Annotated in this window: 11 protein-coding genes and 6 tRNA genes; 8 read left to right on the top strand and 9 right to left on the bottom strand. The window is 67.7% G+C overall.

What is annotated here, in order from left to right:
- The first annotated feature begins 224 nt into the window (after positions 1 to 224).
- A complete protein-coding gene (locus tag BJG92_RS13625) occupies positions 225 to 2,585 on the top strand; it encodes an arylsulfatase (protein ID WP_232084534.1) in 2,361 nt (786 codons plus the stop codon).
- A gap of 90 nt (positions 2,586 to 2,675) precedes the next feature.
- Here BJG92_RS13625 and ybaK read toward each other — a convergent pair whose 3' ends face one another.
- The 3 genes from ybaK to BJG92_RS13610 form a co-directional block, all read right to left on the bottom strand.
- Positions 2,676 to 3,173, bottom strand: coding sequence for a Cys-tRNA(Pro) deacylase (gene ybaK / locus BJG92_RS13620; RefSeq protein ID WP_232084533.1), 498 nt, complete (start codon positions 3,171 to 3,173; stop codon positions 2,676 to 2,678).
- 19 nt (positions 3,174 to 3,192) lie between these two features.
- A complete protein-coding gene (locus BJG92_RS13615; protein WP_232084532.1) occupies positions 3,193 to 3,648 on the bottom strand; it encodes a SufE family protein in 456 nt (151 codons plus the stop codon).
- 70 nt (positions 3,649 to 3,718) lie between these two features.
- Entirely contained in the window at positions 3,719 to 4,636 is a 918-nt protein-coding gene (locus BJG92_RS13610; RefSeq protein WP_232084531.1) for a sulfurtransferase, read from the bottom strand.
- A 231-nt stretch (positions 4,637 to 4,867) separates the two neighbouring features.
- Between BJG92_RS13610 and zapE the strand changes: the two genes are divergently transcribed.
- On the top strand, positions 4,868 to 5,905 hold the full coding sequence (zapE, locus tag BJG92_RS13605; protein ID WP_232084530.1) for a cell division protein ZapE: 1,038 nt from the start codon (positions 4,868 to 4,870) through the stop codon (positions 5,903 to 5,905).
- 150 nt (positions 5,906 to 6,055) lie between these two features.
- Here zapE and BJG92_RS13600 read toward each other — a convergent pair whose 3' ends face one another.
- The 6 genes from BJG92_RS13600 to BJG92_RS13575 all read right to left on the bottom strand — a co-directional run bounded on the left by BJG92_RS13600 (position 6,056) and on the right by BJG92_RS13575 (position 7,048).
- A complete protein-coding gene (locus tag BJG92_RS13600; RefSeq protein WP_232084529.1) occupies positions 6,056 to 6,325 on the bottom strand; it encodes an antitoxin in 270 nt (89 codons plus the stop codon).
- Positions 6,326 to 6,500: 175 nt separating this feature from the next.
- Positions 6,501 to 6,575, bottom strand: a tRNA-Val gene (locus BJG92_RS13595).
- A 38-nt stretch (positions 6,576 to 6,613) separates the two neighbouring features.
- A tRNA-Gly gene (locus BJG92_RS13590) sits at positions 6,614 to 6,686 on the bottom strand.
- A 58-nt stretch (positions 6,687 to 6,744) separates the two neighbouring features.
- Positions 6,745 to 6,819: transfer RNA gene (locus BJG92_RS13585), tRNA-Val, on the bottom strand.
- A 40-nt stretch (positions 6,820 to 6,859) separates the two neighbouring features.
- Positions 6,860 to 6,930, bottom strand: a tRNA-Cys gene (locus BJG92_RS13580).
- Between the two features lie 45 nt (positions 6,931 to 6,975).
- Positions 6,976 to 7,048 (bottom strand) — tRNA-Gly (locus BJG92_RS13575).
- Positions 7,049 to 7,343: 295 nt separating this feature from the next.
- On the opposite strand from BJG92_RS13575, the gene BJG92_RS13570 reads away from it, so the two are divergent.
- The 6 genes from BJG92_RS13570 to rpe all read left to right on the top strand — a co-directional run bounded on the left by BJG92_RS13570 (position 7,344) and on the right by rpe (position 12,487).
- A tRNA-Val gene (locus BJG92_RS13570) sits at positions 7,344 to 7,418 on the top strand.
- Positions 7,419 to 7,552: 134 nt separating this feature from the next.
- Entirely contained in the window at positions 7,553 to 8,401 is an 849-nt protein-coding gene (locus BJG92_RS13565; protein WP_232084528.1) for a cytochrome, read from the top strand.
- Between the two features lie 232 nt (positions 8,402 to 8,633).
- Positions 8,634 to 9,230, top strand: coding sequence for a peptide deformylase (gene def / locus BJG92_RS13560; protein ID WP_232084527.1), 597 nt, complete (start codon positions 8,634 to 8,636; stop codon positions 9,228 to 9,230).
- Complete coding sequence (fmt, locus tag BJG92_RS13555) at positions 9,227 to 10,147, top strand: methionyl-tRNA formyltransferase (protein ID WP_232084526.1); 921 nt, start codon at positions 9,227 to 9,229, stop codon at positions 10,145 to 10,147. Before def ends, fmt begins: the two co-directional genes overlap by 4 nt.
- Positions 10,144 to 11,763 (top strand): RsmB/NOP family class I SAM-dependent RNA methyltransferase, encoded by a 1,620-nt coding sequence (locus BJG92_RS13550; protein WP_232084525.1) that lies wholly within the window; start codon positions 10,144 to 10,146, stop codon positions 11,761 to 11,763. The genes fmt and BJG92_RS13550 overlap by 4 nt, the downstream gene beginning before the upstream one ends.
- A 67-nt stretch (positions 11,764 to 11,830) precedes the next feature.
- Entirely contained in the window at positions 11,831 to 12,487 is a 657-nt protein-coding gene (rpe, locus tag BJG92_RS13545) for a ribulose-phosphate 3-epimerase (protein ID WP_232084524.1), read from the top strand.
- The last annotated feature ends 136 nt before the right edge of the window (positions 12,488 to 12,623 follow it).

The raw sequence follows: 12,623 nt of genomic DNA, 5'->3' as shown, positions 1-12,623 counted from the left end.
CCCGGGAACCGTTCAGCGATCCGGCAGCGGAATCTCCCGCCCGCCTGGGCCTGATCCGATCGGCCGTGGTCCCGGTGAACGGTTGGCAGTTAGGAACTACGTGACGAGGAACCGGCGCCAACTCCCACGGCCAACAAGTTCATTCCTTTCGGGTGAAGCGGTGGTCGACGGGGCGGAGCAGAGTGAATGCCAAGCCAGCAGAAACATCAACCCAGGGGAGTCCCATGTCAATCACGGAGTACAACCCAGGAGACCCATTCCCGGGCGTGACCGGGCGGACGGTCGAGGAGTCGGAGCCGGCCTGGCCCGCCCCGCAACGGGCCCCCGAAGGAGCACCAAACGTGCTGCTCGTCGTGCTCGACGACGTCGGCTACGGACAGCTCTCCAGCTTCGGTGGACTGGTTGAGACGCCGAACATCGACCGCGTCGCGGCGAGCGGCCTGCGCTACGCGAACATGCACACGACCGCCTTGTGCTCACCGAGCCGGTCGTGCATCCTGACCGGCCGCAACCACCACTCCAACGGAGTCGCCAGCATCATGGAGCTGGCAACCGGCTTCCCCGGCTACGACGGCCGGATGCCGTTCGAGAACGGCATGCTGCCCGAGATGTTGATCGACCACGGCTACAACACGTTCTGCGTGGGCAAGTGGCACCTGTCGCCGACGGAGGACAACTCCCCGGCCGGACCGTTCCACCGCCGGCCGCTCGGACGAGGGTTCGAGCGCTACTACGGGTTCCTTGGCGGCGAGACCAACCAGTGGTTCCCCGACCTCACCCAGGATAACGCGTCAGTTCGCCAGCCGCGGCTGCCCGAGGACGGTTACCACCTGAGCGAGGACCTCGCGGATCAGGCGATCAAGATGATCCTGGACAGCGAGGCCAACGCGCCGGAGAAACCGTTCTTCATGTACTACGCCCCCGGCGCGGGACACGCCCCGCACCACGTACCGAAGGACTGGGCTGACCGCTACCGCGGCAGGTTCGACGACGGCTGGGACGCCTACCGCGAAACGGTGTTTGCCCAGCAAAAGAAGATCGGCCTGTTCCCGGCCGACGCCGAACTATCGCCACGTGACCCCGATGTCCCGGAGTGGAACTCGCTGAGCGAGGACGAGCGCCGGTTGTACGCCCGCATGATGGAGGTCTACGCCGGTTTCGTCTCTCACGCGGACCACCACCTCGGGCGCGTGCTGGACACTATCGAGCAGATCGGCGAGCTCGAGAACACGCTGGTCATGGTCATCTCAGACAACGGCGCCTCGGCCGAAGGCGGCGTCACGGGCTCCTTCAACGAGATGCTGTTCTTCAATCGGGTCGCCGAGAACTTCGACGACAACCTCGCCATGATCGACGAGCTCGGCGGCACGCGGACGTACAACCACTACGCCTGGGGTTGGACCTGGGCCGGCAACACGCCATTCCGCCGCTGGAAGCGTGAGACCTACCGAGGCGGGGCGACCGACCCGTTCGTCGTCGCCTGGCCGGCGAGGATTGCCGCCCGCGGCGAAGTCCGCAGCCAGTACGCCCACCTGATCGACCTGGTGCCGACCGTCCTCGACGCCCTTGGTGTTCAGCCGCCGACCGCCGTGCGGGGCGTCAAACAGGCACCGATCGAAGGCGTCAGCTTCGCCAGTTCCTTCGACGCGGCGGACGCGCCGACCGGCCACACGACGCAGTACTACGAGATGTTCGGCCACCGGGCGATTTACCACGACGGGTGGCGGGCGGTGTGTCCCTGGCCGGGGCCGAACTACACTGAGGCCGCAGCCATGGGCCGCCGGATGGGTGATCCCATCACGCCGGAGGTCCTCGAGCAGCTCGACGCCAGCGGATGGGAGCTCTACGACATCAACCAGGATCCCACAGAGTCCTCCAACGTCGCTGCCGAGCACCCCGACCAGCTGCGCGAGCTGATTGCCCTTTGGTGGGAGGAAGCCGAAAAGTACAAAGTACTGCCGCTGGACGGCTCGCTCCAGGCACGCCTGGCGACCGAGCGTCCGCAGACATCGAGGCCCCGCACCCGCTACACCTATCGCCCGCACACATCGCTGGTCCCGGCCTTCGCGGCGCCACCGATCTACAACCGGCCCCACTCCATCGAGGCAGACGTCGAGATTCCGGCCGACGGCGCAAGCGGCGTTCTCATCGCACAGGGTGGAGATGCCGGCGGCTACACCTTCTTCGTGGACGACGGACGCCCGCGGTACCTGTACAACTACGTCGGACGCGAACAGTTCGAGGTGTCCTCCTCCGAACCGCTGCTTCCGGGACGGCATACCGTTCGCTACGAGTTCGAGCCCACCGGTCCGCCTGACTTCAATGTGGGCAAAGGAACGCCCGGGCGCGCCCAGCTCTACATCGACGGCAGACTCGTCGGGAACGCAGACTTCCCGTACACGACGCCGCTCCTCTTCGAGCTCGAGGGCCTGAGCTGCGGCTACGACTTTGGCGCCCCGGCCACCAAGGGCTATCAGCCGCCGTTCACGTTCACGGGCACGATCCACTCGGTCACCGTCGAGGTATCGGGCGAGCTGATCCGCGATAGCGACGCCGAGATCGCCCGACTCATGGCGCAGCAGTAAGGCGGATGGAATCAGCCCAGATCAGTTCATGTCTAGGGCAAGAGGTGCGGTCAGACCCCCACTCGGCGCGGCAGTGTGTCAGGACGGTGCCTAACCTCCGCCGGTGCCGATCCGTGCCGTCCGGGCGCCGGTGAGCCGGATCAGCTCGGCCGGGCTGAGCTCGATGTCCAGGCCGCGGCGTCCGCCCGACACCAGAATGGTCGCCAGGGCGAGGGCTGTCTCATCCACGACTGTAGGGGAGGGCTGCCGCTGGCCAAGTGGCGAGATTCCGCCCAGCACATAGCCGGTGCGCCGTTCGGCGGTGGCCGGATCGGCCATGGCCGCTTTCTTGCCGCCAAGGGCGGCGGCCATCGCCTTGAGGTCCAGGTTGCCGCTCACCGGGACGACGCCGACGGCGAGCCTGCCGTCGACGTCGACCATCAGGGTCTTGAACACCCGGGCGGGATCGATGCCGAGCACCTCCGCCGCCTCCAATCCGTAGCTAGCTGCGGCGGGGTCGTGGCTGTACGGGTGCGGCACAAAAGGAACCCCTGCCGCCGCCAGGACAGCGGTGGCCGGAGTTCCCTGTGACGGTTGTTTGCGGGCCATGGCGACGTGGCTGCCCTGGTTAGGAGTGCAGGGGAAGCGCCGCAACCTTGCGCTTGATCCGGCCCAGCATTGCCGTCATGCCGCGCATCCGCAGGGGAGTGATGGCCCGCGTGAGGCCCAGCAGCTCCGGCATGTCGTCCGGGACGGCCAGGATCTCCGCCGGAGTAAGTCCGTCGAGGCCTTCGTGCAGGACACCAGCGAAGCCGCGGGTGGTCGGCGCCTCGGGCGGTGCCTTGAAGAAGAGCCGGACGGATTCCGGCCCGCCGTCGGGCTGCTCCGTCTCGATCGTGAGGAACAGCGGCGACTGGCACTCCACCACCTGCTCCATCAGCTCGGGGTGGTCCTTGAGCCGGTCCGGCAGCTCAGGCAGCTCGCGGGAGAAATCGAGCAGCAGCTGCAGCCGGTCCGGCTCCGTCAGGGCTTGGAAGTCGTCAACAATTTCCGCCAGTGCGGCGGGGAGGGCAGAAGTATTCATCCATCCCAGCTTACGCACGCCCGGCGATTGTGTCCCGGTCCGGCGTGGACAGGGCGGCCGGGTTCGCGGACTACGGGGCGGACGGTACCGTGCCGCGCTCGATGCCCCGGGCAATCGGGGCCCGCACGGCATTGCCCCATTCGGTCCAGGAACCGTCGTAGTTGCGGACCGTGTCGAAGCCCAGGAGGTACTTGAGGGCGAACCAAGTGTGGCTGGAACGCTCGCCGATGCGGCAGTAGGCCACGACGTCGTCGCCTTCCTTGAGGCCGGCCTCGCCCAGGTACAGCGCCTCGAGTTCGGGACGGCTGCGGTACGTCCCGTCCTCGGCGGCGGCGCGGGCCCACGGGACGGAAGCGGCAGTGGGGATGTGGCCGCCGCGCAGCGCGCCTTCCTCCGGGTAGGCGGGCATGTGGGTTCGCTGGCCGGTGTATTCCTCGGCGGAACGGACATCGATCAGCGGCCTGCCGAAGTGGGCCAGGACGTCTTCCTTGAAGGCCCGGATCGGGGCATCATTGCGCTTCACAACGGGGTACTCGGCCGGCGCGGGCGCAGTCTTGTCTGTGGTGGTGGCCCGGCCTTCGGCGATCCACTTGTCCCGGCCGCCGTCGAGCAGCCGGACGTCCTCATGGCCGAAGAGGGTGAAGACCCAGAGGGCGTACGCGGCCCACCAGTTGGACTTGTCGCCGTAGATGACCACGGTGCTGTCCCGCGAGATGCCCTTGGCGGCGGCCATGGCGGCGAACGCCCCGCCGTCCACGAAGTCACGTGTGGTCTCGTCGTTCAGCTCCGTGTGCCAGTCGATTTTCACCGCGCCGGGGATGTGGCCGGTCTCGTAGAGCAACACGTCCTCGTCGGATTCCAGGACCACCAGTTTGCCGCCGTCGAGGTCGCCGGCTTCGATGGCAGCGGCCAGCCACTCGGTGGAAACCAGGCGTTCGGGGTGGGCGTAGGCGGCGAACTTCGCGTTCTGCTCGACGGGGTAGGGCATGGGATGGCCTTTCACTGCAACGGTCAGGAGGCCGTGCCGGGGAAGGATGGGTCCCGGCGCCGGGCTTTCTACAACACTAGCCACGCCCGGGCGTGATTGCGCCACCGGGTTCACACTCGGAAACATGGCCTTCGTCACCTGAATCGGCGGGCCCGCCGGCCGGACGCGGGGGGAGCGTCGGCATTGCCGGTATTCTGGCTGGGGACATAGAGACCAGCAGAACGGACCACCTTGGTACAGATCGAACAGCTCGCCGCCCGCACGCCGGCAGTTTCCGTGGATGAACTCCTCAACGGATTTTACCCGTCGCCGCGCTTCGGCGAGGTGTCGTTTTCCAGCTACCGGCCGGATCCGTCCCAGCCCAGCCAGGCCGGGGCGGTGCGGGCGCTGGAAGGCTTCGCGGCAGGGGTGGGCGCGCGCGACGGCGACGGTCTCTTCAAGCGGCTCTTCGGGAAGAAGGACACCTCCCGCGCCGGGATCTACCTCGACGGCGGATTCGGCGTCGGCAAGACCCACCTGCTCGCCTCGCTCTGGCACGCGGCCCCGGGGCCCAAGGCCTTCGGCACCTTCGTCGAATACACCAACCTTGTCGGTGCGCTCTCCTTCCGCAAGACGGTGGAGGCCCTGAGTCATTACAAGCTCGTGTGCATCGACGAATTCGAGCTCGACGATCCGGGCGACACCGTGCTGATGTCCCGGCTCATGCGGGAACTGGCCGACGCCGGCGTCAAGCTCGCGGCCACCTCCAACACGCTGCCGGGTTCGCTCGGAGATGGCCGCTTCGCCGCCGTCGACTTTGCCCGGGAGATCCAGGTCCTGGCTGACCAGTTCGACGTCGTCCGGATCGACGGCGAGGACTTCCGGCACCGTGGCCTGCCGGCCGCGCCGCTGCCGCTGAGCAACGAGGACCTGACGCACCACATGCAGGCCGAATTCCACGGCAAGACGGTGGCACGGGACGAGTTCAGCACCCTGATCGACCACCTGGCCGGGGTCCACCCGAGCCGCTACCGCCAGCTTCTCGACGGGATCGAGGGCGTGGTCTGGAAGAACGTCCACACGATCCATGAGCAGTCCGTCGCGTTGCGTTTCGTGGTCCTCGCGGACCGGCTGTACGACAAGGACGTCCCCATCCTGGCCAGCGGAGTGCCGTTCGACCAGCTCTTTACCGAGGAAATGATGACCGGCGGGTACATGAAGAAGTACTTCCGGGCCGTCTCCCGGCTCACGGCCCTCGCCCGCGAGGGCCAGCAGCACGAACCCTCCTAGCGCTCCACCCCGCCAACAGCAACGCGGGGTCACCTACGGCCCGTCCGGACGTACCGGATGGGCTCAAGGTGACCCCGCGTTGTGGCGTTAAACGCCGGAGGTGCCGGCGCCGCCTCTCGGCGGGACCGGCACCTCGCTGACGTATCTGGGTTAGAGGCCCTGCTGGCGGGGTTCCCCGGCCACGGGAGGCTCACCGGCTACGGGAGTCTGATCGGCGACGGGGGCCGCGTTCGGCCGGTCGTTCGCCTTGTCCACGAATCCGGAAGCGCCCCGCTGCACGGCATCGATCTTGTCGGCGTGCTTTCCGCCGGTCTTAGAGTCGACGAAATCGCCGGCCTTTTCGATGCCGTCCTTGATGGCTTGTTCGTTGCCACCAATAATGTGCTGAGCCTTGCCCTTTAGATCGTCAAGTAAACCCACGGGCACCTCCCTTCGGTCGCGGAGCCAGATCGCTCCTAGCGATTTCCACCCTAGCCGGAGGAATCGGGAGTGCCAAGGGTGTCCGCCCAGAGGGTAATCGCTGAAGGGCAGACTGCACAGGGCAGCAAGGCCCCTGGAGGGCATAAGAAAAGCAGCTCCGGGGGAGCTGCTTCAATGGTGGGCGATACTGGGATCGAACCAGTGACCTCTTCCGTGTCAGGGAAGCGCGCTACCGCTGCGCCAATCGCCCGCAACCGGAAGGATCCGGAGTGGAGTTGCAAACAAGAGAGCGGACGACGAGATTCGAACTCGCGACATCCACCTTGGCAAGGTGGTGCTCTACCAGCTGAGCTACGTCCGCATTTTTTAGTCCATGCCGGCAGGGCCGGTGGTACTGGATCAAGCAAGTTGCCTTGCTTTGGTGGGCGATACTGGGATCGAACCAGTGACCTCTTCCGTGTCAGGGAAGCGCGCTACCGCTGCGCCAATCGCCCCTTGCAAACCGATCGAAACCGGATACCAGGGTTTTCACCGAGGTGGGTACGGGATTCGAACCCGTGTTAACGGCTTTGCAGGCCGCTGCCTCGCCTCTCGGCCAACCCACCGTGTAGATAGGATTCCAAAGAACCTTACCGTGACAGTGTCCTGCGAGCGGACGACGAGATTCGAACTCGCGACATCCACCTTGGCAAGGTGGTGCTCTACCAGCTGAGCTACGTCCGCAGTATTGTCAGCAATTCCGCGCCACAATCGGCATTTCCTCGCGTTCCAACGAGTAAGAACTCTATAGGAGGTTCAGGGAATCCACAAATCGCGGCGGCGTCACCGGCAGCCAAGGCCCGTACTTCCTTGGATTCTAGCGGAATTTACTAATTACAGTCATGTAATTCACCCGGGTCCACGGAGCGCCTCGGACGCCTGGCGGAAGGACGACGGCGGATCCCGCAAGGACGCATTCGGGCGGACAAGGACCCGATTTCTCATCTGGGCGGCAGTGGGCTAGCATTCAATGGCATTGGGGCGATTGGCGCAGTGGTAGCGCGCTTCGTTCACACCGAAGAGGTCACTGGTTCGAACCCAGTATCGCCCACCAAGAAACGCACGTGTTGGACATGGTCCGTTCCGCTCATAGAGCGGGGCGGGCCATTTTGTTTGGCCGCCGCTTTCCGACCCCAGTGAATTCCGACCCCAGTGAATACTGTCCGACCCCTGTGAAAGAGTCTGTCCATGACCGCTCCACTCCTTGCCCACGCCACGGAATTCGGCCGGATGTACGCACGCTCCACGTCCGAGCAGTTCTCCGTCCCCTCCATCACCACCGTCATCGGACAGCAGCCCCACGGCCTGGACGGCTGGTTCGGGTACATGGGGGCTAACAGCCTCGCGCAGGATCCCACCCTCCCGGGCATCCTCGGCAGCCCCGCCAAGGTGCGCCAGGCCGTCAGCCGCGCCGCCAAAGCCGCCGAAACCTACCGTGATGATGCCGCGCAGCGCGGGGACAGGGTGCACAACTACTGCGAGCAGGTGGCCCTGCGCGCCCTCGGCCGGCCCCACCAGATGAAGGAAACCCGCGAGCTGCTGGCAGCAAACGGGGAGGAGGCCTTCGCCGCGCGCTTCGACGAATGGTGGGAGTTGTTCCAGGTGGAGCCCATCGCTCCGGAGATCACGGTCTGGAACAAGTCGGTCGGCTACGCCGGCACGTTGGACCTTGTCGCCAAGATTAACGGCAGGATCTGCCTTATCGACTACAAGACCAAGGGCACCAGCCGTGACGGTACGGTCAAGCCGCTTGACGACAAAGTGGTCATGCAGCTCGTGGCCGGGATGAAGGCCGAGGAAAGCCTCGTGGACCCGGTCGCCGGCGAGTGGGAGTCCTGGCAGTACGGCGAATCCCCGATCCTGCTGGCGGTCGCAGTGGGCGAGACGGAAGTCCGCCCGCTGCGCGCCAATCCGGAGATCCTCAAACATCACTGGTGGAAGTTTTGCGCGCTGCGGCGTGTCTGGGAAACGTCGGCCGACACGGCCGCTGCCGGTACGGCGCTGTTGCCGCTGGCGCCGCCGCCCCTCAGCCGCTGAACCGGCCTCAGCCGCTGAACCGTTGCTCCGCTGCAGGTAGCGCCCCCAGTCGTTGAGGTGGCTCTCGGCGGCCGTAACAGCCGCGTGTCCGAAGCGGCCCAGGTCCGGCAGCGGGCCAGGTGCCCCAGGGTCCGGGACCACCGGCGCGACGGTGAACGCGGCCCGGAACAGCGCCCCCCGCGGCTAAACTGGAATGGATCCCGTCGCCGCCCACTGTAAGGACCGATTGCACATGGCCATTTTGAATATCCGCATCATCGGGGATCCTGTGCTGCGCACAGTCGCCGATCCCGTGACGGAATTCGGGCCTGAGCTGGCGAAGCTCGTTGCCGACATGACCCAAACCATGGAGGACGTCGACGGCGCCGGCCTCGCCGCGCCCCAGGTCGGCGTCAGCCAGCGCGTGTTCACGTACCGGATCGGCGGCGTCGAAGGCCACATCATCAACCCTGTCCTGGACAACAGCGAGGACTTCCAGCCGGACGAAGTAGAGGGTTGCCTCTCCATCCCCGGCCTCGGCTTCCCGGTCCGCCGAGCCCGGCACACCCGCGTCACCGGAGTGGACCTGCACGGCAATCCCGTCACGGTGGACGGTGAAGGCATGCTGGCCCGCTGCTTCCAGCATGAAACGGACCACCTGGACGGCATCCTGTTCACGGACCGGCTCGAAGGCGAAGACCGGAGGACCGCGCTGCGCGCCATCCGGAACGCCAACTACGACTCCCTTGCCGAGCAAACGACGGCGAAGCGCGCCAAGACGGTCGGAACCAGCTTTGGCGCCGGCACCGCAAGTCCGGGAAGCTTCGGCTCCGCCGGTAACTCCCGGTGAGGGTCCTTTTCGCGGGGACCCCGGCGGTCGCCGTACCGTCCCTGGACGCGCTCGTCGATGCCGGGTTTGACGTCGTCGCCGTCCTGACCCGGCCGGATGCGCCGGTGGGCCGCAAGCGCGTCCTGACGCCCTCGCCCGTTGCGGCCCGGGCGGCGGTACTCGGCATCGATGTCATCCGGGCGTCCAAGGTCGACGCCGGCGTGACGTCGCAGATTGCCGCGGCCGCGCCCGACGTCGCCGCGATTGTGGCATACGGCGGCCTCATCCCGCCGGCCGCCCTCGGCGTCCCGCGGCACGGCTGGATCAACCTGCACTTCTCGCTGCTGCCGGCGTGGCGCGGGGCGGCGCCCGTGCAGCGGGCCCTGATGGCCGGCGACGACGTCACGGGCGCCGTCACCTTTCTCCTCGAAGAAGGCCTCGACACCGGCCCGGTGTTCGGCACCCTGACCGAAGCCGTCAGGACCGAGGACACCGCCGGGGCACTGCTCGAGCGGCTCTCCCGCAGCGGCGCCGTGCTGCTCACCCAGACGCTCTCAGCGCTCGACGCCGGCAGGGCCGCCGCCGTGCGACAGCAGGGCGAGGTCAGCTTGGCCCCCAAGCTGACACTCGAGGACGGGCGGCTCGACTGGCGCCAGCCGGCCCTGGCCATCGGACGGCAGGCGCGCGGGGTCACCCCCGAGCCCGGAGCCTGGACAACGCTGGATGGCCAGCGCGTGAAGCTGGAACCGGTGCTGCTGCGGCCCGGTGCCGCGGCCCTGGACCCCGGCCGCCTGGTGCTGGACGGCAAGAGCGTGCTGGTGGGAACGGGCTCACACCCGGTGGCACTGACCCGGATCCAGCCCTCGGGCAAGAAAATGATGGCCGCCGCCGACTGGGCGCGCGGACAGGCGACACTTGAAAGCGTGGTATTCGAATGAGCGAGTCCGGGACGAGCGGCAGCGGCCGAGGCAAGGGCCCCCAGCGTGGCGGGGCGGGCCGCGGCGGGCAACATGGCACCGGTCAGCCGAGTAGCCAGGGCGGCCGGGGCGGGGACGGTAGCCGGCGGGACGCGCAGGGCCGGGAACGCAACCGCGGTCCGCAGCGCGGCTTCACCGAGAACGCGCCGTCCCAGCGCACCCGCCGGGCGGATCCCGCCCGGCTCGTGGCCTTTGAAGTGCTGCGCGCCGTCGCCGCCGAGGACGCCTATGCGAACCTCGTGCTGCCGGCCCGGATCCGCCACCACGGGCTCGACAAGCGGGACGCAGGCTTCGCCACTGAACTCAGCTACGGCGCCCTGCGCGGCCAGGGCACCTACGACGCGATCCTGGCCCGCTGCGTTGACCGGCCGCTGGACCAGCTGGACCCCGCCGTCCTGGACGCGCTCCGGATCGGCGTGCACCAGCTCGTGGCCATGCGCGTGCCCGCCCACGCAGCCCTGGACCAGACCGTTGGCCTGGCCCGTGCCGTCATCGGCGCCGGACCGTCGGCCCTGATCAACGCGGTGCTCCGCAAGGTCTCCGCCCACACCCTCGAGGAGTGGGTTGAGCTGCTGCTCAGCGACGAGACGGACGAGACCAAGCGGGCTGCCATCCGGTACGCCCATCCGGAATGGATTGTGCGCGCACTCCGCCAGTCGCTGGTGGCCCACGGCCGGCCGGTCAGCGAAATCGGCGAACTCCTCGAGGCGGACAACGCCGCACCGGTGGTCAACCTCGTGGCCCTGCCCGGACTGGGCAGCCTGGCTGAGGCCCTCGACGGCGGTGCCACCCCCGGCGAACTGGTTGAAGGCTCGGCGCTCTCCAGTGGCGGGGACCTGGGCCGGCTCGCCTCGGTCCGCGAAGGCACCACCCGCGTCCAGGACGTCGGATCCCAACTCGTGGCCCGCGCCCTGGCCGCCGTCGACCTCGGCAGCGGCAGGACCGTCACCGCCGAGCCCGGCAGCCCTGACGGAACCGGCGAACGCTGGCTGGACCTGTGCGCCGGACCCGGCGGTAAGGCAGCCCTGCTCGGCGCCCTCGCCCGCCAGCAGGGCGCCACCCTGCTGGCCAACGAACCTGCACCGCACCGAGCGAAGCTGGTACGGCAGGCGCTTGCCGCCGTGCCGCACGAAGTGTGGCACGTGCGCACCGGCGACGGCCGCGAGGTCGGCACCGAAATGGCGGAAGGCTTCGACCGCGTCCTCGTCGATGCTCCGTGCACCGGACTCGGAGCGCTGCGCCGCCGCCCGGAATCACGCTGGCGCCGCACCCCCAAGGACCTCACGGACCTTGGCCCGCTGCAGCGCGAACTGCTCAAATCGGCCTTGGCAGCCGTCAAGCCCGGCGGCGTCGTGGCCTACGTGACCTGCTCACCGCACCCGGCGGAGACTACCGCCGTCGTCAGCGACGTGCTCCGCAAACGGGACGACCTTGAACTGCTCGACGCCGGCGCGGTCCTGGACGCCGTCAGCCTCACGGGCCACCTCGGGGCCGGGCACGAACTCACGGCGCAGCTCTGGCCGCATGTGCACCGGACCGACGCCATGTTCCTGGCGCTCATCCGCAAAAAGGCCTGAGTCTCAGGACATACTGGGTCACCCGACTGTGCCCCGGCAGACCACCAGCAGAACGTAGAGGAATTTCATGGCCCAGTGCTGCATCAACCCGAGCATCCTGTCCGCCGATTTCGCGAATCTGGAAGCCGAGCTTCGCAGGATCAGCAACGCGGATGCCGTGCATGTCGATGTCATGGACAACCACTTTGTGCCCAACCTCTCGCTCGGGCTCCCGGTCGTCGCGCGGCTGCAGGAAATCAGCCCGGTGCCATTGGACGCGCACCTCATGATCGAGCACGCCGACCGCTGGGCTCCCGCCTATGCCGACGCCGGGGTGGCCTCGGTGACCTTCCACGCCGAGGCGTCGATCGCACCGATCAAGCTGGCCCGCGAACTGCGGGCACGCGGCGCCAAGGCAGGACTGGCGCTCCGGCCCGGCAGCGCCGTCGAACCGTTCCTGGACATGCTCGGTGAACTTGACCTGCTGCTCATCATGACCGTGGAGCCGGGCTTCGGTGGCCAGGAATTTCTCGACCTCACGCTGCCCAAGATCCGACGGGCGCGTGCGGCGATCGACGGTTCCGGCTTCGAGGTGGCGCTGCAGGTGGACGGGGGCATCACCGAGGACACCATCTGGCGTGCCGCCGAGGCTGGGGCGGACGTTTTCGTGGCGGGGTCCGCCGTCTACGGGGCTGCCGATCCGGCAGCGGCGATCGATCGGCTCCGGGCGGCCGGGACCCGCTGACGGGACTGATCGTGGGGCGCATGCCCAGTCTTTGTCGCGGGTCCGGGAGGGCATGTCCAGTCCTGGGTCCGGGGGATGGGCATAGGGGGCTATGTCCAGTGGCCGGGGGGACGGTGGCGCATGCCCAGTCCTGGGT

The sequence above is a fragment of the Arthrobacter sp. SO5 genome (genome assembly GCF_020532805.1).
GTDB lineage: Bacteria > Actinomycetota > Actinomycetes > Actinomycetales > Micrococcaceae > Arthrobacter.
Note: the sequence above shows the minus strand (reverse complement) of the source record. Positions and strands in the feature narration are given on the sequence as shown.

Coding starts and splice junctions, on each gene's coding strand:
- BJG92_RS13625 (WP_232084534.1), top strand. CDS start 225: ATGTCAATCACGGAGTACAACCCAGGAGACCCATTCCCGGGCGTGACC.
- ybaK (WP_232084533.1), bottom strand. CDS start 3,173: ATGGCCCGCAAACAACCGTCACAGGGAACTCCGGCCACCGCTGTCCTG.
- BJG92_RS13615 (WP_232084532.1), bottom strand. CDS start 3,648: ATGAATACTTCTGCCCTCCCCGCCGCACTGGCGGAAATTGTTGACGAC.
- BJG92_RS13610 (WP_232084531.1), bottom strand. CDS start 4,636: ATGCCCTACCCCGTCGAGCAGAACGCGAAGTTCGCCGCCTACGCCCAC.
- BJG92_RS13565 (WP_232084528.1), top strand. CDS start 7,553: ATGACCGCTCCACTCCTTGCCCACGCCACGGAATTCGGCCGGATGTAC.
- def (WP_232084527.1), top strand. CDS start 8,634: ATGGCCATTTTGAATATCCGCATCATCGGGGATCCTGTGCTGCGCACA.
- BJG92_RS13550 (WP_232084525.1), top strand. CDS start 10,144: ATGAGCGAGTCCGGGACGAGCGGCAGCGGCCGAGGCAAGGGCCCCCAG.
- rpe (WP_232084524.1), top strand. CDS start 11,831: ATGGCCCAGTGCTGCATCAACCCGAGCATCCTGTCCGCCGATTTCGCG.